Annotated in this window: 17 protein-coding genes; 15 read left to right on the forward strand and 2 right to left on the reverse strand. The window is 39.2% G+C overall.

Annotation, left to right across the window (positions count from 1 at the left end; genetic code table 11):
• The first annotated feature begins 122 nt into the window (after positions 1–122).
• The 13 genes from pcrB to dinB all read left to right on the forward strand — a co-directional run bounded on the left by pcrB (position 123) and on the right by dinB (position 17,150).
• Positions 123–818 (forward strand): heptaprenylglyceryl phosphate synthase, encoded by a 696-nt coding sequence (pcrB, locus tag CD039_RS06550; protein WP_103371654.1) that lies wholly within the window; start codon positions 123–125, stop codon positions 816–818.
• On the forward strand, positions 815–3,019 hold the full coding sequence (pcrA, locus tag CD039_RS06555) for a DNA helicase PcrA (protein WP_103371655.1): 2,205 nt from the start codon (positions 815–817) through the stop codon (positions 3,017–3,019). Before pcrB ends, pcrA begins: the two co-directional genes overlap by 4 nt.
• 3 nt (positions 3,020–3,022) lie before the next feature.
• A complete protein-coding gene (gene ligA, locus CD039_RS06560; RefSeq protein ID WP_103371656.1) occupies positions 3,023–5,026 on the forward strand; it encodes an NAD-dependent DNA ligase LigA in 2,004 nt (667 codons plus the stop codon).
• 12 nt (positions 5,027–5,038) lie between these two features.
• Complete coding sequence (locus CD039_RS06565) at positions 5,039–6,253, forward strand: CamS family sex pheromone protein (RefSeq protein WP_103371657.1); 1,215 nt, start codon at positions 5,039–5,041, stop codon at positions 6,251–6,253.
• A 185-nt stretch (positions 6,254–6,438) separates the two neighbouring features.
• Positions 6,439–7,188: an ABC transporter ATP-binding protein gene (locus CD039_RS06570; RefSeq protein WP_103371658.1), complete on the forward strand. Its 750-nt coding sequence runs from the start codon at positions 6,439–6,441 to the stop codon at positions 7,186–7,188.
• A gap of 2 nt (positions 7,189–7,190) precedes the next feature.
• Complete coding sequence (locus CD039_RS06575; RefSeq protein WP_103371659.1) at positions 7,191–9,149, forward strand: FtsX-like permease family protein; 1,959 nt, start codon at positions 7,191–7,193, stop codon at positions 9,147–9,149.
• Between the two features lie 251 nt (positions 9,150–9,400).
• Positions 9,401–9,703 (forward strand): Asp-tRNA(Asn)/Glu-tRNA(Gln) amidotransferase subunit GatC, encoded by a 303-nt coding sequence (gene gatC / locus CD039_RS06580; protein ID WP_103371660.1) that lies wholly within the window; start codon positions 9,401–9,403, stop codon positions 9,701–9,703.
• Position 9,704: 1 nt separating this feature from the next.
• Positions 9,705–11,162, forward strand: a complete 1,458-nt coding sequence (gene gatA / locus CD039_RS06585) for an Asp-tRNA(Asn)/Glu-tRNA(Gln) amidotransferase subunit GatA (protein WP_070503557.1) — start codon at positions 9,705–9,707, stop codon at positions 11,160–11,162.
• An 11-nt stretch (positions 11,163–11,173) separates the two neighbouring features.
• Positions 11,174–12,601 carry an Asp-tRNA(Asn)/Glu-tRNA(Gln) amidotransferase subunit GatB gene (gene gatB / locus CD039_RS06590; RefSeq protein ID WP_002472970.1) on the forward strand — a complete coding sequence of 476 codons (1,428 nt, stop codon included), beginning with the start codon at positions 11,174–11,176 and terminating at the stop codon, positions 12,599–12,601.
• A 232-nt stretch (positions 12,602–12,833) separates the two neighbouring features.
• Positions 12,834–13,769 carry a diacylglycerol kinase gene (locus CD039_RS06595; RefSeq protein ID WP_103371661.1) on the forward strand — a complete coding sequence of 312 codons (936 nt, stop codon included), beginning with the start codon at positions 12,834–12,836 and terminating at the stop codon, positions 13,767–13,769.
• A 152-nt stretch (positions 13,770–13,921) separates the two neighbouring features.
• Positions 13,922–15,286 carry a 23S rRNA (uracil(1939)-C(5))-methyltransferase RlmD gene (gene rlmD / locus CD039_RS06600; RefSeq protein WP_103371662.1) on the forward strand — a complete coding sequence of 455 codons (1,365 nt, stop codon included), beginning with the start codon at positions 13,922–13,924 and terminating at the stop codon, positions 15,284–15,286.
• A gap of 100 nt (positions 15,287–15,386) precedes the next feature.
• Complete coding sequence (locus CD039_RS06605; protein WP_103371663.1) at positions 15,387–15,926, forward strand: DUF3267 domain-containing protein; 540 nt, start codon at positions 15,387–15,389, stop codon at positions 15,924–15,926.
• 153 nt (positions 15,927–16,079) lie between these two features.
• Positions 16,080–17,150, forward strand: coding sequence for a DNA polymerase IV (gene dinB / locus CD039_RS06610; RefSeq protein WP_103371664.1), 1,071 nt, complete (start codon positions 16,080–16,082; stop codon positions 17,148–17,150).
• A 28-nt stretch (positions 17,151–17,178) separates the two neighbouring features.
• On the opposite strand, the gene CD039_RS06615 is transcribed toward dinB, so the two are convergent.
• A complete protein-coding gene (locus CD039_RS06615) occupies positions 17,179–17,739 on the reverse strand; it encodes a 3'-5' exonuclease (RefSeq protein WP_103371665.1) in 561 nt (186 codons plus the stop codon).
• 961 nt (positions 17,740–18,700) lie between these two features.
• Positions 18,701–19,201, reverse strand: a complete 501-nt coding sequence (ftnA, locus tag CD039_RS06620) for an H-type ferritin FtnA (protein ID WP_049409299.1) — start codon at positions 19,199–19,201, stop codon at positions 18,701–18,703.
• A 167-nt stretch (positions 19,202–19,368) separates the two neighbouring features.
• On the opposite strand from ftnA, the gene murT reads away from it, so the two are divergent.
• On the forward strand, positions 19,369–20,685 hold the full coding sequence (gene murT, locus CD039_RS06625) for a lipid II isoglutaminyl synthase subunit MurT (protein WP_103371666.1): 1,317 nt from the start codon (positions 19,369–19,371) through the stop codon (positions 20,683–20,685).
• Positions 20,682–21,404, forward strand: coding sequence for a lipid II isoglutaminyl synthase subunit GatD (gatD, locus tag CD039_RS06630; protein ID WP_103371667.1), 723 nt, complete (start codon positions 20,682–20,684; stop codon positions 21,402–21,404). Before murT ends, gatD begins: the two co-directional genes overlap by 4 nt.
• Positions 21,405–21,431 lie beyond the last annotated feature (27 nt).

A 21,431-nucleotide genomic window follows, 5' to 3' on the forward strand; every position in this document is an offset into this window, starting at 1 on the left:
AAGTAAGGGCTGAGACACCTAAGAGTTTCAGCCCTTTATTATATGTAGAAAGGATAGCAACGACTTAGAAACGTGGGTTGAAAAATGCTATAATGCAATGTATGTGAAAAGGAGAAATGACTATGTACGACATTACGAAATGGCAACATATATTTAAACTCGATCCCGCTAAAGAAATCAGCGATGATGATTTAGAAGCGGTTTGTATGTCGAATACAGATGCCATCATGATAGGTGGAACAGACAATGTTACAGAAGACAATGTCATCCATCTCATGAGCCGTGTGCGTCGCTATCCACTACCATTAGTGTTAGAAATTTCTAATGTAGAAAGTGTTATGCCAGGGTTCGATTTCTATTTCGTCCCAACAGTGTTGAATAGCACGAATGTTACATATCATAACGGAATCTTGCTCGAAGCCATGAAACAATTTGGCCACGTCATTGATTTCGATGAAGTGGTCTTCGAAGGATACGTCGTGATGAATGAAGAAAGCAAAGTTGCAACTAAGACTGAAGCTAACACGGAGCTCTCATTAGACGACATCGAAGCGTATGCGCGTATGATCAACAATATGTACAAGTTGCCAGTAATGTACTTAGAATATAGTGGTACATACGGTGACGTTGAAGAGGTTAAGATGGCGAGCGAGATGCTAACAGAAACGCAATTATTTTACGGCGGTGGTATCTCAAGTTTAGAGAAAGCACGAGAGATGGCCGAGTTTGCAGATACCATTATCGTCGGAGATATTATTTATAAAGATGTTAAAAAAGCTTTAAAAACTGTCAAAGTAAAGGAGTCACGTCATAAATGAATCCATTAGTAGCGAAGATGAACGATGAACAAAGCCAAGCGGTGCGCACAACTGAAGGCCCGCTCTTAATAATGGCTGGCGCAGGTTCAGGTAAGACACGCGTATTGACGCATCGAATTGCATATTTACTCGATGAAAAAGATGTTTCACCTTACAATATTTTAGCGATCACTTTTACCAATAAAGCAGCTCGTGAGATGAAAGAACGTGTGGAACAACTCGTAGGTGAAGAAGCACAAGTGATTTGGATGTCTACTTTCCACTCAATGTGTGTACGTATCTTGCGCCGTGATGCTGACCGTATCGGTATTGAGCGTAATTTCACTATTCTCGATCCAACTGACCAGAAATCAGTGATTAAAGATGTGTTGAAGACGGAGAATATCGACAGTAAGAAGTTTGAGCCGCGTATGTTTATGGGCGCAATTAGTAATTTGAAGAATGAGCTTAAAACGCCTGAAGATGCTCAAAAAGAAGCTTCTGACTACATGGAACAAATGGTAGCTACAGTGTATAAAGGCTATCAACGTCAGCTCTTTAGAAATGAAGCGCTCGACTTTGATGACCTTATCATGACGACTATCCATCTCTTTGAACGTGTACCCGAAGTATTAGAGTATTATCAAAATAAATTCCAGTACATTCACGTCGATGAGTATCAAGATACGAACAGAGCACAATATACGCTCGTGAATATGCTCGCGAAAAAGTTCAAAAATTTATGTGTCGTAGGGGACTCTGACCAATCTATTTATGGTTGGCGTGGGGCAGATATTCAAAATATCTTGTCATTTGAAGAAGATTATCCAGAAGCAAAAACAATCTATCTCGAACAAAACTATCGTTCAACAAAAACGATTCTTAACGCTGCCAATGAAGTGATTAAGAATAATACTGAGCGTAAACCTAAAGGATTATGGACAGCTAACGTCGAAGGCGAGAAGATTCATTACTATGAAGCGACAACTGAGAAAGATGAAACAGAGTACGTAGTGAAAGAAATCATGAAACAACGTAAAAAAGGTAAAGACTATAAAGATATGGCGATTCTTTACCGTACCAATGCACAATCTCGTGTGCTCGAAGAATCATTTATGAAATCGAATATTCCTTACGTTATGGTCGGTGGTCAGAAGTTCTACGACCGTAAAGAAATTAAAGACTTACTTAGTTATTTACGCGTCATTGCGAATAGTAATGATGACATTAGTTTACAACGTATTATCAACGTGCCTAAACGAGGTATTGGTCCTTCGTCTGTTGAAAAGATTCAAAAATATGCGCAACAAAGTGACATCAGTATGTTTGATGCTTTAGCTGAAGTAGACTTTATTGGTTTATCGAAAAAAGTCACTCAAGAATGTATTCACTTCTACGATATGATCAACAATCTCATCAAAGAACAAGAATTCTTAGAAATCAGTGAAATCGTGGAAGAAGTACTAACTAAATCTGGCTATCGTGAAATGTTGGAAAAAGCTCAAACGATTGAATCTCGCAGCCGCTTAGAGAACATTGATGAATTTATGTCTGTGCCGACGAACTACGAAGAAGAGACACCACTTGAAGAACAATCACTCATTAATTTCTTAACTGATCTATCACTTGTAGCAGATATTGATGAAGCGGAAATTGAAAATGGTGTGACACTCATGACGATGCACTCTGCGAAAGGTCTAGAGTTCCCAATCGTCTTTATCATGGGTATGGAAGAATCAATCTTCCCTCATATTCGTGCGATTAAAAGCGATGATGACCATGAAATGCAAGAGGAACGCCGTATTGCTTACGTGGCGATTACACGAGCAGAGGAAGAACTTTATATGACGCATGCGACGTCTCGTATGTTGTATGGACGCTCTCAATCTAATATGGTTTCTCGTTTTATCAATGAAATTCCTGAAGGTTTATTAGATGTCGAGAAGAAAGATCAACTCTATGGTAGCGGAAGCAAATTCCACTCTGCGACGAAACAACCTAAGAAACGTGGTTTTAGTAAACGTACCGTATCCCCACGTAAGAAACAGGTCGCTACCGATTGGAATGTCGGAGATAAAGTTGTGCATAAATCATGGGGCGAGGGTATGGTAAGTAATGTGAGCGAGAAGAATGGTTCTGTTGAACTCGATATTATCTTCAAATCTGCAGGACCGAAACGACTCCTTGCTCAGTTTGCACCTATTGATAAGAAGGAGGACTAAAGCGTGAGTCAATTACAAGAACGTGTGGAGACATTACACGAATTATTAAATCAATATAGTTATGAGTACTATGTCCAAGATAATCCTTCCGTACCCGACAGTGAGTATGACAAACTATTGCGTGAGCTCATCGATCTAGAGGAGGCACATCCAGAGTTTCGTTCGCCTGATTCTCCAACTGTCCGTGTCGGAGGGCAGGCCCAATCTACCTTTGAAAAGGTAAACCATGATACGCCGATGCTCAGTTTAGGGAATGCATTTAACGAAGAAGAATTACGTAAATTTGACCAACGTATTCGTGAGCAGGTCGGTCAAGTTGAATATATGTGTGAATTGAAGATTGATGGTTTAGCCGTATCTTTAAAATATGAGAACGGTCGTTTCGTTCAAGGGTTAACACGAGGCGATGGTACGACAGGTGAAGATATTACTGAGAATCTGAGAACGATTCATGCGATTCCTTTAAAAATTAAAGAACCGTTAACTTTCGAAGTACGCGGAGAAGCGTATATGCCCCGTCAATCATTTTTATCTTTAAATGAAGAGAAAGAGGCCAACGGTGAACAACCTTTCGCTAACCCACGAAACGCTGCGGCAGGTTCACTACGTCAGCTCAATTCTAAACTCGCAGCGAAACGTAAGCTCAGCGTCTTCCTTTATAGCGTGAACGACTTCACTCACTTTAACGCTGAGACGCAAAGTGAAGCGTTAGACGAACTCGACCAACTTGGTTACAAGACAAACCAAGAACGTCAACGCGTGGATAATATTGATGAAGTCTTAGCATATATTGAAAAATGGACGGAGCATCGTGAAGAATTACCTTATGACATCGACGGCATTGTAATTAAAGTGAATAATTTAGAACAACAACAGGAAATGGGCTTTACTCAGAAATCACCACGTTGGGCTATTGCGTATAAATTCCCAGCTGAAGAAGTTGTGACGACACTAACGGATATCGAACTCAGCATCGGTCGCACTGGTGTGGTAACACCAACTGCCATATTAGAACCTGTAAGAGTGGCAGGAACGACTGTTTCTCGTGCTTCATTACACAATGAAGACCTTATTCACGAGAAAGATATTCGCATCGGCGACAGTGTGGTGATTAAGAAAGCAGGCGACATCATTCCAGAAGTGATTAAACCGATTCTCGATCGCCGTCCAGAAGGTACGGAAACCTATCATATGCCAACGCACTGTCCAAGTTGTGGTCATGAGCTCGTTCGTATTGAAGGAGAAGTCGCGTTGCGTTGTATCAACCCGAAATGTCAAGCGCAGCTTGTTGAAGGCTTAATTCATTTCGTCTCTCGTCAAGCGATGAATATCGATGGCTTAGGTGAGAAGATTATCCACCAGCTATATGAGCACAACGTGATTCGTGATATCGCTGACATTTATTATCTAACTGAAGAAGATTTATTACCTTTAGAACGTATGGGTGCGAAGAAAGTTGAGAATTTACTAGAAGCAATTGAGCGCTCTAAGGCCAATTCACTTGAGCATTTACTCTTCGGCTTAGGTATTCGTCATCTCGGTGTTAAAGCAAGTCAAGTTCTAGCTGAGAAATATGGGTCGATTGATCACTTATTCCATGTTACTGAGGACGAGTTAATGGAAATTCCTGATTTCGGTCATAAATTAGCGCAATCTGTCGTCACTTATCTTGAAAATGATGATATTATTGCTTTAATTAATAAATTAAAAGACAAAGATGTTAATATGGACTATAAAGGTGTGAAACGCACTGAGGTCGACGGTCACCCTGATTTTAAAGATAAAACTATCGTACTGACTGGTAAGCTGCATCAAATGACGCGTAAAGAAGCTTCAAATTGGCTTGAACTTCAAGGGGCGAAAGTAACAAGCAGTGTGACGAAGAAGACGGATTTAGTCATTGCAGGTGAAGATGCAGGTTCGAAACTCGACAAAGCGAAGAAATTCGACACACCTATTTGGTCTGAAGAAGACTTTGTGGATAAGCAAAAAGAAATAGAGGGTTAGAGGAGATTGAGCATGAAAAGAACATTCATATTACTAATCTCAGCAGTAGTAATGCTCTCAGCTTGTGGTCAAGATAATAGCCACAAGAAAGAAGAGAGCAATAAAGAAGAACAAAGTAGCAAGAAAGATTCAAGTTCAGTAAAGCAGAAGGCAACAGATAAAGACGTGCAAGGTAACGACTACCGCACTATCTTGCCTTTTAAAGAAAGCCAAGCACGTGGTCTACTACAAGATAACATGGCGAATAGTTATAACGGTCAAGACTTCGAGAGTGGTTTGCTGGACTTGAGTAAGGAAGTCTTTCCAACTGACAAGTATCTCTATCAAGATGGTCAATATTTAGATAAAGATACCGTCAATGCTTATCTAGATCCTAAATATACGAAAGATGAAATCAAGAAGATGGATAAAGATGAGCGTAAAGAGAAGAAAGCGGATGAGAATCTAGGTTTGAATCCGTCTCATGAAGGTGAGAAAGATCCTGAGAAGATTGCTGAACACTCACCAGCTTATCTCTCTAACATCCTCGAACAAGACTTCTACGACAGTGGTGATACGAAAGGTAAGCACATCAAAGGTATGACGATTGGTCTTGCGATGAATAGTAAATATTACTATCAGAAAGAGAAGAATGGAGAAACGTATAGTAAGAAATTAGATTCGGACGAAGTGAAGAAACAAGGTAAGCAAATGGCAGGCGAAATCTTAACGCGTCTGCGTGAGAATAAAGAGTTGAAAGATATTCCTATTCATTTCGCGATTTACAAACAGTCAGGCGAGAATGCAATTACGCCGGGTGAATTTATGGCAGGTACGACAGTTGACGAAGGTAAAACGCGTATCAATGAGTGGAAAGATATCGACCAAACGACAGCATTGCTGCCTTCAGAAACAGCTGCTGATAAAGATGAACGTCTGAATAATAACTTTAAGCAGTTTAATGACAATCTCCAATCTTACTTTAATAACTTTACTCAAGCGGTAGGTACTGTGAAATTCAACAAGAAGTCACCGCAACAGCTTTCTATCGACGTGCCTATTGATTATTACGGCAAGGCTGAAACGATTGGTATCACACAATATGTGACAGAGCAGGCGAAAAAATACTTTGATAACGTGGATGAGTATGAAATTCACATCAAAGATGGTAATAATCCGCAAGCGTTAATTAGTAAAGGTAAAGATGATGACGAGCCTCAAGTTCATATTTATAAAAATAGTAATTAACTGAAGTTAAGTCAGAGAGTATCGCGCTCTCTGACTTTTTATGTTATGCGGCTAGAGGTGGTTAATGTGCTCAGTTTCATACAAACTCATATACTCAAAAATTGAACCTTACAATATTGAAAGATTGAATGAATCGTAACGCTATTTCTTATATCATTGAAGTAAGGAAGAAGGAGGACCTGCGAATGTTACTACAGATACAAAATGTGAAGAAAACTTACGGTAGGGGTAGCAATCAAGTTACAGCCCTCAAAGATATGAACTTCTCTATAGAAAAAGGTGAGTTTGTAGCCATTATGGGTGAATCAGGTTCGGGCAAATCGACTTTACTTAATCTCATAGCGACTTTCGATAAAGAGACGGCAGGATCAATTATTTTAGATGGTCAACAAACGAGTCATTTAAAAAGTAAAGACATAGCACGCTTTAGACGTAACCAACTTGGATTTGTCTTTCAAGATTTCAATGTATTACATACGATGAACAATAAAGATAATATTCTATTGCCGCTCGTCTTGTCTGACGAAAAAGTGAATGTGATGAATGAACGACTTGAAGAAATTACAAATAAGCTGGGCATTCACGATATTGTCAACAAATATCCCTATGAAGTTTCTGGAGGACAACAACAGCGTGTGGCTATCGGTAGAGCATTAATTAGTCGACCGCAGTTATTATTAGCTGATGAACCTACAGGAGCGCTCGATTCAAAGACTTCGGCGAATATCATGAATATCTTTCGAGACATCAATCGGGATGGTCAGACCGTCCTAATGGTTACGCATTCAAATACGGATGCTTCCTATGCAAAGCGAGTCGTGTTTATTAAAGACGGCTTACTTTATCATGAAATTTATCGTGGCGAAGAATCACAAAGTGAGTTCCAGAAGCGGATTGCAGATAGTTTAGCGATGATTAACGGAAGTGGGGTATAGGCATGACCTTTCGTTTAATGTGGAAAATCGCGATGCGTAACTTTATTACTTTACCCCGAATCATCTTTCCTTTCGTCATCTCGATGTCTATGATGTTTGGTATGCAATATATACTCTTTTCGCTTTTTAATAATGAGTTTTTAGAGAATAGAAGTGATACGACAAAGTTAATTGCAGTGGCGGGTGATTTCTTCGTCTCAGTACTTCTTATTATCTTTATACTTTACGCCAATCGTTTCGTAATGAAACAGCGTAAGAAAGAGTTTGCGCTCAATATTATCTTAGGTATGGAGAAGAAACATCTTAGATTGATTCTACTGATTGAAAGTATTGTTGAGTATATCGTTACTGCAATATTAAGTATTATCGGCGGTTATTTATTTGGTCAATTAATGTTTGTCTTACTCAACAAACTCACAGAGAATAAGAACTTTACTGCAATGGACTATCCGTTTGATGTACGAGCGATGTTGATTACGATTATCGCTTTAGCTGTGGTAATGCTTATTCTGCTTATGATTAATAATGTCCAAATTTCATTGCAATCGCCGTTAGGGTTATTGCAAAGTAGTAAAAAGGCCGAAAAACACAGATCGAAGTGGTTGTTAAGTATAGTTGGCATTGTAGGAGTAATACTCGTTATCATCGCTTATAGCTGCGCTTTGATGATTAATCCATTTTTAAATGAATATCACTTACTAGGGTTCTTATGTGCCTTAGCTAGTGTCATACTAGGAACTTACTTATTATTTATATCCTGTAGCGTATTAGTTCTTAGAGCTTTAAAAAATATTCCTAATATTTATTATCGAAAGGTGAATTTCTTCTCTATTTCAGGTTTACTTTCCCGAATGAAAGTCAACGCGGTAAGTCTAGCAAGCATTACATTGTTATGTACATTCTTAGTCGTAACTTTATCTTTATCTCTAACAACTTATCGAGGAATCCAAAAAACAATTGTAAGCTTGGCCTCAGAAGATTATACGATAACGCAACTTGATGATAGTTCGTATGACAAGCAAGTGAAGTCGAATAAGAAGATAGTTCAAGAACTACGTCAGTATACGAAGGTTAAAGATATCAAAAATGTTAAAGAAACGACGATGATGGCGAGCGAACATAAAGGAGAAATTCGAGAACAAGGATCAGGTTCACGAATAATGTTGAACTTTAAAACAGAAAAAGATTTCAATAGAGAGAAACATGCACATCTTCATATATCAAAAGATGAAATAGGGTTAGGTAGTAATCTCGAGGAGCTTCAAAAGGCTAAGCATTTAAAATTATTGGGGCATACATTTCAAACGCGACATTTAAATGAGAATCAAATTGAAGGAGCTGGAGCACTTTCTTATGCTTATATTGTCGTTAAAGATCAAGACGTACTCAATAAAGTAACGCAACATGTCACTGATGATAATGCTTTAACTACGAATGCTGAAGCCAGATTTAATGTCAATAACGCACAAGCCATTGAATCTCATAAAGAAGATTTTGAAGATAAATATGAAGTTCAAATAGAAAGTAAGAAAGAAAAAGGTGAAGTGATGATTGATATGTTTGGTGGATTTGTCTTCTTAGGAACGATTGTTAGTATTACTTTACTCATTGGCATATTCCTAATGATGTACTATAAACAAGTTTCTGAAGGCTTTGAAGATCATCGGAACTATCAAATTATGAAAAAAGTTGGTCTTGATAAACCGCTCATCAAGCGAATTATTCGTAAGCAAATTATCTGGATCTTTGCTTTACCTATAGGTGTAACAGTAGTACATTCTTTAGTCGCAAGTAAAATGGCATATCGTTTACTTGGTTCGATAATGATGATTAACTATGGGGATTATTTAATCTCGAATCTCATTATTCTAGTGTTGGTTACACTCATTTATGGATTTATATATTTAATTACCTCAAGCACTTATTTTAATACGATTTATCATGGTAGAAAGGACAAATAAATCGATTGAAATCATACAAGTAGATCATTGAGCTAGTTTAATGACTGCCCGTAGATCCACATTTAGAGATGTATCTACGGGTTTGTTAGTTTGGTAGTTGCTACGATAATCAAAACCAAGTAAGAACAAATTGTTTAAACACACTGTTACCTCAACTTCAAACTTACGAGTATGCGCCTGCTTATAGATTTTCTCTATTAATTTTGATACAATTTTGTAATGAATGAGTAATTAAGGAGGCTTTTAAACTAATGGCTAGAGTGACACGTGATGAGGTTAAGCATATTGCGAACTTAGCTCGACTTCAAATTACTGAAGATGAAACAACTGAAATGCAAGAATCTTTAGAGAGTATTCTAAACTTTGCTAATCAAATAGATGAAGCGAACACTGAAGATGTTGAACCTACTTGCCACGTATTAGACTTACAGAATGTCTTACGTGAAGATAAAGCGCAAGAGGGCATTCCTCAAGAGCTTGCATTGAAGAATGCGAAAGAAACAGAAGATGGACAATTCAAAGTACCATCAGTCATGAACGGGGAGGATGCGTAAGATGACGATTCGTTATGAGTCTGTAGAGAATTTAATTAACATGATTCACAACAAAGAGATTAAACCATCTCAAGTAGTCAGTGATATCTATGATGCGATTGAAGAAACTGACGCTACGATTAAATCTTTCTTAGCTTTAGATAAAGAGAATGCGATGAAGAAAGCTGAAGAGCTCGACGCATTACAAGAGAAAGATCAAATGGAAGGTTTACTCTTTGGTATTCCAATGGGTATTAAAGATAATATTATCACTGAAGGTGTTGAAACAACTTGTGCAAGTAAGATGTTAGAAGGTTTCGTACCGATCTATGAATCTACTGTAATGAACAAATTGCACAATGAGAACGCTGTATTAATCGGTAAACTCAACATGGATGAGTTTGCGATGGGTGGTTCTACTGAAACATCTTACTTCAAGAAGACACTTAACCCATTTGACCATGATGCTGTACCAGGCGGATCATCAGGTGGTTCTGCTGCAGCTGTAGCCGCTGGACTCGTACCATTTAGTTTAGGTTCAGATACAGGTGGTTCTATTCGTCAACCAGCAGCGTACTGTGGTATTGTGGGTCTTAAACCTACATACGGACGTGTTTCTCGTTTCGGTTTAGTCGCATTTGCGTCTTCATTAGACCAAATTGGACCTTTAACTCGCAATGTTAAAGACAATGCCTTAGTATTACAAGCAATCTCAGGTGTAGACGAACATGATTCAACGAGTGCGCCTGTCGATGATGTTGATTTCACTTCTGAAATCGGACAAGACATCAAAGGTATGAAGATTGCTTTACCTAAAGAGTACTTAGGTGAAGGTGTAGAAGAAGAAACGAAAGAACTCGTGAAGAAAGCAGTTGAAACGTTGAGAGAACTCGGTGCAACTGTTGATGAAGTTTCACTTCCAAATACGAAATTTGGTATTCCATCATATTACTTACTCGCTTCTTCAGAGGCGTCAGCTAACTTAGCGCGTTTTGATGGTATTCGCTACGGTTATCATTCACCAGAAGCGAAGACTTTAGAAGAACTTTACAAATTCTCAAGAAGCGAAGGTTTCGGTAAAGAGGTTAAACGTCGTATCTACTTAGGTACGTTCGCGTTAAGCTCAGGTTACTATGATGCCTTTTATAAAAAAGCTCAAAAAGTGAGAACGTTAATTAAACAAGACTTCGAACGTATCTTTAATGAGTATGATGTCGTTGTCGGACCAACAACACCAGGACCTGCGTTCAATATTGGTGAAGAGATTGACGATCCACTAACTATGTATGCAAATGACTTACTCACTACGCCAGTGAACCTTGCTGGTCTTCCAGGTATCTCTCTACCTTGTGGCAAGTCTAAAGGTCGTCCAGTTGGCTTACAATTTATCGGTAAACCATTCGATGAGAAGACACTTTATCGTGTTGCATACCAATACGAAACACAATTCAATTTACATGATGAATATGAACAATTATAAGGAGTGGAATTATGCATTTTGAAACAGTTATCGGACTTGAAGTCCACGTAGAATTAAAGACAGATTCTAAAATGTTCTCTCCATCACCTGCGCATTTCGGTGCAGAACCGAACTCTAATACGAATGTCATCGATTTAGCTTATCCTGGTGTGTTACCTGTCGTGAACAGACGCGCAGTAGATTGGGCGATGAGAGCGTCAATGGCGTTGAACATGGACATTGCAACTGAATCTAAATTTGACCGTAAAAACTATTTTTACCCAGATAATCCGAAAGCGTACCAAATCTCACAATTTGACCAACCTATTGGTGAGAATGGTCACATCGATATCGAAGTGGATGGCGAAACACGCCGCATTGGTATCACTCGTCTACACATGGAAGAAGATGCTGGTAAGTCTACACACAAAGAAGGCTACTCTCTCGTAGACTTAAACCGTCAAGGTACACCTTTAATTGAGATCGTATCTGAACCAGATATCCGTTCTCCACAAGAGGCGTATGCATACTTAGAAAAATTACGTTCTATCATCCAATACACTGGCGTATCTGACTGTAAGATGGAAGAAGGTTCACTTCGTTGTGACGCCAATATCTCTTTACGTCCATACGGCCAAGAAGAATTTGGTGTTAAAACAGAGTTGAAGAACTTGAACTCATTTAACTATGTGCGTAAAGGGCTTGAATATGAAGAAAAACGTCAAGAAGAAGAATTATTGAATGGTGGCGAAATTCTTCAAGAAACACGTCGTTTCGATGAATCTACTGGTAAGACGATCTTAATGCGTGTCAAAGAAGGTTCTGACGACTACCGTTACTTCCCAGAACCAGATATCGTACCACTCTACGTTGATGAAGAATGGAAAGAGCGCGTACGTCAAACGATTCCTGAATTACCAGATGCACGTAAGAAGAAATATGTTGAAGAGTACGAACTTCCAGCATATGATGCGCACGTCTTAACATTAACGAAAGAAATGTCCGATTTCTTCGAAGGTGCTGTCGCAAATGGCGCTGACATCAAGTTGACTTCTAACTGGCTCATGGGTGGCGTGAACGAGTACCTCAACAAACACCAAGTTGAGTTACAAGATACGAAGTTAACGCCTGAGAACCTAGCTGGTATGATCAAATTAATCGAAGACGGTACGATGAGTAGTAAGATCGCTAAGAAAGTCTTCCCAGAGTTAGCTGCGAATGGCGGCGATGCTAAGCAAATCATGGAAGATAAAGGCTTAGTTCAAATCTCTGATGAAGATACGTTGAAACAATACGTGAACGAAGCGTTAGACAACAACCCTCAATCCGTTGAAGACTACAAGAACGGTAAAGGTAAAGCGATGGGTTACTTAGTCGGTCAAATCATGAAAGCGTCTAAAGGTCAAGCGAACCCTCAAATCGTTAACAAATTATTGAAACAAGAATTAGATAATCGTTAATAGATGATTACGACTGTCGATAAAGTGAATGGCTTTATCGGCAGTTTTTTTGTTTCAGTGAGTAAAATGAATTCATCCATGTTGTATAACACTTTTACATAATAACTCAATGTCTCAACCACCAATCTATAAATGCGCAAACAATGGCTTTCTCGCTAAAATCTAAATGCTTTGAAGAATAGTATATATCCTTTAATATAGAATATGAGTATATAAAATCGAGGTTGAAATTATGAGAAAACGAGCGAGAATAATATATAACCCCACATCAGGTAAGGAGATGTTTAAACGCGCTCTACCGGATGTACTCATCAAACTTGAGAAGGCAGGATACGAAACGAGCGCCTACGCGACAGAACGCTCTGGTGATGCGACGAAAGAAGCAGAACGTGCATTAGAACAAGAATATGACTTGCTGATCGTAGCAGGGGGCGATGGAACGTTAAATGAGGTTGTGAACGGAATTGCTGAACAACCCAATCGTCCGAAACTCGGAATCATCCCAATGGGAACAGTCAATGACTTCGGTCGTGCCTTACATTTACCATCTAATATCATGAAAGCCGTAGATGTCATCGTTAATGGTCACACGACGCAAGTAGACATTGGTAAGATGAATAGCCGTTACTTTATCAACTTGGCTGCAGGTGGTAAACTCACAGAGGTATCCTATGAAACACCGAGCAAGTTGAAATCGATAGTTGGGCCTTTCGCATATTACATTAAAGGTTTCGAGATGTTGCCTCAGATGAAAGCTGTGGATATTCGTATTGAGTATGATGAGGAGGTCTTTCAAGGCGAAGCGTTACTCTTCCTTCTTGGATTGACGAACTCTATGGCCGGCTTTGAGAAGCTTGTTCCAGATGCCAAGTTAGACGACGGTTATTTTACACTTATTATTGTTGAAAAGGCCAACCTAGCGGAATTAGGCCACATTATGACACTTGCATCACGCGGAGAACATACGAAACATCCGAAAGTGATTTATAAAAAGGCGAAATCAGTAAGTATCTCGTCGTTTGCGAATATGCAACTGAATGTGGATGGAGAATACGGTGGTAAACTACCAGGAAATTTCTTGAATTTAGAAAGACATATTGAAGTGTTTACGCCAAATGATATTCATAACGAAGAATTAACACAATCGGAAGATGTTAATACGAAGTAACGTCATAGTTGGTTTGTATTGATAAGAAAGTTTATATCATTTCAAAACAAGTCCTGTATAAGAATAAGGCAAAGAAAGACCTTATTCTTCAATTCACGAGGTTAGGCAGTTGAGTCAGTACCTAACCTCTTTTCATGTGGAGTGAGAGTAAGATGATAGATATTAAGAAAAACGATATAAAGACAGGGACAGTTCAAGATTTAACCCACGAAGGTCATGGTGTAGTAAAGATTGACCGCTATCCCATCTTTGTACCCTATGCGTTAATAGACGAGGAAATTGAATATAAGATTATTAAGGTCAAGAAGAACTTTGCGATAGGGAAGTTGCAACAAGTCAACGTTGCGAGTGAATCCCGTGTCGACCCACCTTGTGTGTACTATCACAAGTGTGGCGGATGTCAGCTCCAACACATGGATTATCAGGCGCAACTTGCGATGAAGAGGGAACAAGTCGTTAATTTATTCCATCGTAAAGGAGACTTTGCGGATACACCTATCCGTGACGTAATTGGTATGGAAGACCCTTGGTATTATCGCAATAAATCGCAATTACCAGTAGGGCGAAATAAAGATGGACATGTTAAGATGGGCTTCTTTAGACAACGGAGCCACGATATCATTGATATGGAAGAATGCATGATTCAACATCCTTCACAGAATGAGATTATGGTGGCATTGAAACAGTGGTTCGATGAGCTTGGTGTGAGCGTTTATGATGAACGGAGTAAGCGCGGTCTCATGCGTCATGTGGTGATTCGAAGCGGTCACTATACAGATCAACTCATGGTCATCTTCGTGACGAATGGTAAAAAGTTTAAACAACGCAATACGCTCGTTCAACGTTTGACCTCACACTTCCCTCAAATTAAGAGTATCAAACAGAATATTAACATGTCTCATTCCAACGTGATTATGGGTAAGAAATCGATATTATTATTTGGTGACGAACAAATTGACGATCGCTTATCCGATGTAGAATTTAAGATTAGCGATCAATCATTTTATCAAATCAACGCTTCACAAACTGAAAAACTTTACCAGCAAGCGCTCGATTATGCGGATCTACAAGGTGAAGAAGTCGTGCTAGATACGTATTGTGGTATCGGTACAATTGGTCTCTATATGGCACCTAAAGCTAAACACGTGTACGGGGTAGAAGTGATACCTGATGCTATTGAGGATGCCCGTCTTAATGCGACTCGAAATGGATTTAACAATACGACTTTTGTCCCTGGTAAAGCAGAAGAAGTTATTCTACAATGGAAAGAGCAAGGTATTCGTCCTGATGTGGTCATGGTGGATCCACCGCGTAAAGGTTGCGACGAACGCTTTATCCAAACGTTACGTGAACTTCAACCTAAGAAGATTATTTATATTTCATGTAATCCAGCGACACAACAGCGTGATGTGACGCAACTCAAGGACTTATACGATCTCGTAGAAATTACACCAGTAGACATGTTTCCACAAACGACGCATGTTGAGACGGTGGGGCAATTAGTGCGTCAATCTTAGAAATATAGTCATTATAGTAGGTTGTAATTGAGTCAGCAGTAACAATATAACGCTTTTGAGCTCACACTGTTGATACGATATAGATTTGGGAGGACGAGCAGTGGTCAAACTTAATTTCTTTAATAATAAAAAGTCTATTGAGCGCTTTATTCTCTTACAAGTCATCGTGGTGATGATGAGCATCCTCATCTGTTATAAAGGTGCGCGTTTATTCACTCATGTTCACGAAGAGAACTTTATCTTAAATATATTGTACGGTTTACTTGGCGCTGCTCTCATGGTGATCGTTCATGAAGCGATGCACTTTGTCCTCTATAAAGCCTTTGCGAAAAAGGGCAAACCACAACTTCGCCAACGCTTCGGAATTATTACGAGCTATGTGCCGGATAAAGTATTCAAGAAATGGGAATATATCACAATTATGATTGCGCCACTAGTCGTGATTACTTTAGGTTTATTTGCCGTTTTCGTCTTCTTCTCTTATTCAGCGCTCATCTTTATCGCAAGCATCCATGTAGGTTACTGTCTTGTCGATATGTATTTCGTTGCGAGTGCATGGAATAAGCATGTGAAGTATGTGGAAGATAGTAGTGATGGCGTGATATTTTATACAAGCGAAGATAAAGTGAAATCAATTTAAACGATGTATATGAATATAACAACTTTCAGTTCCGATAACTGTGTCTCACTTTCATTTTAGTTACAATATAACTAAGTGAAGTAGACACGTATCGGAGCTTTTCTTGTGGCTACAGAAATAACGATGACTAACATTAGCAAGGAGGTGAGTCATGTGGCAGAACGACGAATTATCCATATTGATATGGATTACTTTTATGCACAAGTAGAGATGAGAGATAATCCAGATTTGAAAGGTAAGCCGGTCATTGTAGGTGGTAAAGCGAGCGGGCGTGGTGTAGTGTCTACAGCTTCCTATGAGGCCCGTAAGTATGGTGTGCACTCAGCAATGCCCATGGCTCAGGCTCATAAATTATGTCCGGACGGTTATTATGTGACACCTCGATTTGATAAATATCGTGAGGCTTCACAACAAATTATGGCGATCTTTCGTAGTTATACAGAAATTGTGGAGCCATTGTCTCTGGACGAGGCATACTTAGATATTACACATCTTGTGCGTCCTGATTTGCCCGCTTCTCGCATTGCGCAGTTTATTCGTCGTGACATTTATGAACAGACGCATCTTACCGCTTCTGCAGGGGTTTCTTATAACAAATTTTTAGCAAAACTTGCGAGTGGAATGAATAAACCCAATAATCTCACCGTTATTGATTATAATAATGTGCATGATATATTGATGAATTTAGATATCGGGGGCTTTCGAGGTGTAGGGCCGACTACAGAAGAGAAGATGCATGCAAATGGTATTTATACTGGTAAAGATCTATATGATAAAAGTGAGAGAGAATTGATTCGACTCTTCGGGAAAAGAGGGCATGGCTTATACAATAAAGCGCGTGGTATCGATGAAAGCCCAGTCAAATCTGAACGTATTCGCAAGTCGGTAGGAACAGAAAGAACCTTTGCGACAGATATGAATGACGACGATCAAGTGTTAAATAAGATTTGGGAGCTCAGTACGAAGACAGCAGAACGACTTTCTCGAATTCAGAAGTCAGGGAAGACAGTGACCGTAAAGATCAAGACGTATCGCTTTGAGACATTTTCTAAACAGAGAAGTTTAAGAGACCCAATCCGAAATGAAACAGATATTTACAACATCGCGTATGAGTTGTATACCGATTTGAAAGATCCTGAGGTGCCCATTAGACTCGTCGGTGTAACAGTTGGGAATTTGGAACAATCGACGTATGAGAATATGAGTATTTATGACTTTCTGTAGTGAGAAAGGCCAGGGCAGCTATCCCATCTTAATAATCCTTATCCGTCAACTGTTTACCGTACACTTGAAGCAAATGATCTAGACTTTCATAGTGTTTAAGAAGACGGAAAGTGATCATAGCGCATGCTTTAGCATCATTTAACGCATCATGATGACCGTGGAAATCAAGACGATAGAAATCCATCATATGTTTCAAACCATATCGATAGTTGTCGACTGTGCGACGTGCGAGCTGACAGGAACAGAAATAGGTCATCTCTGGCGTGGGGATATCCTGTGCTTTCAAGCTTGCATGAAGGACCGACATATCAAATGCCGCGTTGTGCGCCACGACAGGTAAGTTGTCGATAAACTTGAGCATGTAAGGGAAGACCTCATCAAAGGTAGGCGCGTCTGTCACTTGTTCAGGTTGGATGCCGTGTACTGCGATATTAGTTTTGGAAAAGTAATCTTTAGGGTTCACGAGCGTATAAAATGTTTCTACGATTTGATGTTGAACAACTTTAACCATACCGACAGAACAAATACTTGTGCGTTTGCCGTTTGCGGTTTCAAAGTCTAAAGCGACGAATGCGTTATCTGAGTTCACGTTTGTTCCTCCTTTGCGAAATAAGTTATGCACTGAATTTAATCCTTTCGACATAATGAGTCAAGCAATAAATGTGCGGGAGCAAGACAGAAATCTACGATTTCGTTGTCTTGCTCCCGCAAGGTTGACTAGACTTCATAAAAGCGAAAGCCATTATGAAGTCAGACAGCTACTGCGTAATTGCTTACTTAGAACAAATAGTATTCAAACTTATGTCTTCAACGGTACTGAAATAATGAGACAGAAATCTATGATTTCGTCGTCTTGCCCCCACAAGGACGACTAGTGTTCGAAACTGCGTAAGCAATTTCGAATTCAGTCGTCTACTGCGCTAATGTCTACTTAAAAGTAATAGCGAAGGTCTATAATATTATTTGATAATCATACAATAGACAGAGTCTGGGACAAAATTAAAACTTATTAATTTTCAATGTTAAAACTCTCGCTTGCTTGGGAGAAAGACAGAAATCTATGATTTCGTGGTCTTTCCCCCGAAAAGATGGCTAGAGTTCGAGAAAGCGTTAGCTATCTCGAATTCAGACAGCTACTGCGTAGGACCACACTCAACTAATTCTTTTCGCTCAAAGAGCTCTAAGAATGGATTTTCGTTGTGGTCTAGTTCCATCAAGCGTCTCGATTACACATTGAAAATTTACTCAAAAATTTAGTTTAAGCTTGCTTTTGATTTATCTAAGAAGTTAATTCGCATTAATGTTCCAGTCTCGTCGTCTTGCTCCCGCATGGACGACTAGACTTCATAAAAGCGAAAGCCATTATGAAGTCAGTCATCCCTCGCGCAAGTAAAGTTACGAAGAGCTCGAACGAACGTCACATCATCGTAAAAATAATTCCAATACCAATAAACAAGCACTAAGATGCATTCTCTGAGAGATACACATCTTAGTGCTTTTGTTCAATTAAATTATAGATAATCCTTGTGAATAGAATTAAATTGACTTAATTATTCTTCATCGAAAGAACGTTCAGCAAGTTCTTTTTCGAATAAGTATAATGTATTGCAGTCATCACCGATACGTTTGAGGTAATCGATATGTGTTTCGAACATTGATTCTTCTTCAACTTGCTCATCTAAGAACCAGTTTAAGAATGAAATTGTAGCGTAGTCTTTCGCTTCATTTGCAATATCAGATAAGTTGTAGAAACGACGCGTTACATCTTGTTCTTGAGCTAAACCGTCTTCGAATGTTTCAAGGATGCTGTTGAATTCTGCTTTAGGTGCTGAAAGTGCACTGAAGACAGCGTGTTCGCCACGGTCGTTAATGTAATCATAAATTTTCTTACCGTGGAATCGTTCTTCTTTCGCTTGTTGAATGTAGAAGTTTGCAAAACCTTCGTATGATTCCTTGTCACAGTAAGCAGCCATAGCCATGTATGCGTGTGCTGCATAGTATTCGTGGTTCATTTGTTCATTTAATGCATCTAATAACTTTTTATCTAACATAATTGTATCCTCCCTTTAGTTGTTAAGTGTAGTATAACATGTCTATTCTCAATTGCAAATTAAAATAATTCTAATCTGAGAGAATGAAAATCATTTTTAATTGAGAATGGTTTGGAAAGATAGTCGCTCGTGTTATAATATTTGAGTGATATAAGAGGAGGAAGAACATGAGACAATGGACGGCAACCCACTTGGCAAAGCTTGCACGTATGGCAAGTAAGATGGCTGGAAAGAAGGGTACGGATTTACCCGGCCAAGTCGCACGTCGAGTGGATAAAAATATATTAAGAAATTTAGCGCAAGAAGTAGATGAGATTGTATTTATCAGTGGAACAAATGGTAAAACGACGACTTCTAATCTCATCGGTCATACACTAAGAGCAAATCATATTGATATTGTACATAATAATGAAGGTGCCAACATGGCAGCTGGTATCACCTCAGCCTTTATCCTTCAGAGTAAACCAGAAACAAAGATTGCTGTAATAGAAATTGATGAAGGCTCTATTCCTCGTGTGATGAAAGAAGTTACTCCTACTATGATGGTCTTTACGAACTTCTTCAGAGACCAAATGGATCGTTTCGGTGAAATTGATATTATGGTAGAGAATATTGCTCGTGCGATCAGTAATAAAGGGATTAAAATGTTGCTTAATGCAGATGATCCATTCGTGAGTCGTTTGAAAATAGCGAGCGATGACCGTGTCTATTACGGTATAGCTAAGCATGCGCATGATTTCGAGCAAAGCACGATGAATGAAAGTAAGTATTGTCCAAATTGTGGTCGTTTACTTACATATGACTACGTGCACTATAATCAGATTGGACATTATCACTGCGAATGTGGCTTTAAGCGTGAGCATCCTAAATATGAAATTTCAAACTTTGAGACGACACCATTTTTAAATATCAAAGTCGATGGACGATATTTAGATATGAAGATTGCTGGAGACTTTAATGCTTACAACGCACTTGCAGCTTACACTGTGCTACGTGAGCTAGGACTTAATCACGAATCCATTCAGAAAGGGTTCGAAACGTATACTTCTGACAACGGTCGTATGCAATACTTCAAGTCTGGTGCGAAAGAAGCGATGATTAACTTGGCTAAAAACCCTGCAGGTATGAACGCGAGTCTGTCAGTAGGTGAGCAGTTGGAACATAAGAAAGTCTATGTCATTAGCTTGAATGACAATGCTGCTGACGGCCGAGATACATCTTGGATTTATGACGCGGATTTCGAGAAGTTACAGGAACAAGATATTGAAGCCATCATCGTGACGGGGACTCGTGCTGAAGAATTACAGTTACGTTTAAAACTCGCAGAAATTGATGTGCCTGTAAGCGTTGAGAAAGATATTTACAAAGCGACAGTGTTAACGATGAAATATCCAAGTTATACAGTTGCGGTGCCGAACTATACATCTCTGGCTCCAATGTTAGAGCAATTAAATCGCTCATTTGAGGAGGAAACGAAGTCATGAACGAACTGACTGTATACCACTTTATGCCAGATAAATTAAATCTTTACAGTGATATCGGGAATATCATTGCTCTTAAACAACGTGCGAAATGGCGTAATATTAAATTGAATGTGGTCGATATCAATGAAACTGAAGGCGTGACGTTAGACGAGTGTGATATCTTCTTTATCGGTGGAGGCAGTGATCGTGAACAATCACTCGCTACAGCTGAGCTGAGCAAGATTAAAGATACGTTGAAAGCCGCTATTGAGGATGGTATGCCGGGGCTCACTGTTTGTGGTGGTTATCAATTCCTTGGTACGAAATACATCACTCCTGACGGGAAAGAACTTGAGGGTCTGGGTATCCTCGATTTCTATACGACGTCACAGAAAGAGCGTCTGACCGGTGATATTGTAATTGAGAGTGAAACCTTTGGCACGATTGTAGGTTTTGAGAATCACGGTGGACGTACACATCATGACTTCGGCACGTTAGGTCATGTGACGCATGGTTATGGTAATAATGATACGGATAAAAAAGAGGGTATTCATTATAAGAATTTATTAGGTACTTATCTACACGGACCTATTTTACCGAAAAACCATGAGCTTACAGACTATTTATTAGAAAAAGCATGTGAGCGTAAGGGTATTCCATTCGAGCCACGTGAATTAGATAATACAGAAGAAGAAGCGGCGAAACGGGTCATCGTTGACCGTGTGAAGAAAAGTAAATAATAGCTGAAAAGTGGGGCTGACTACATT

This window comes from Staphylococcus argensis (assembly GCF_002902305.1).
GTDB lineage: Bacteria > Bacillota > Bacilli > Staphylococcales > Staphylococcaceae > Staphylococcus > Staphylococcus argensis.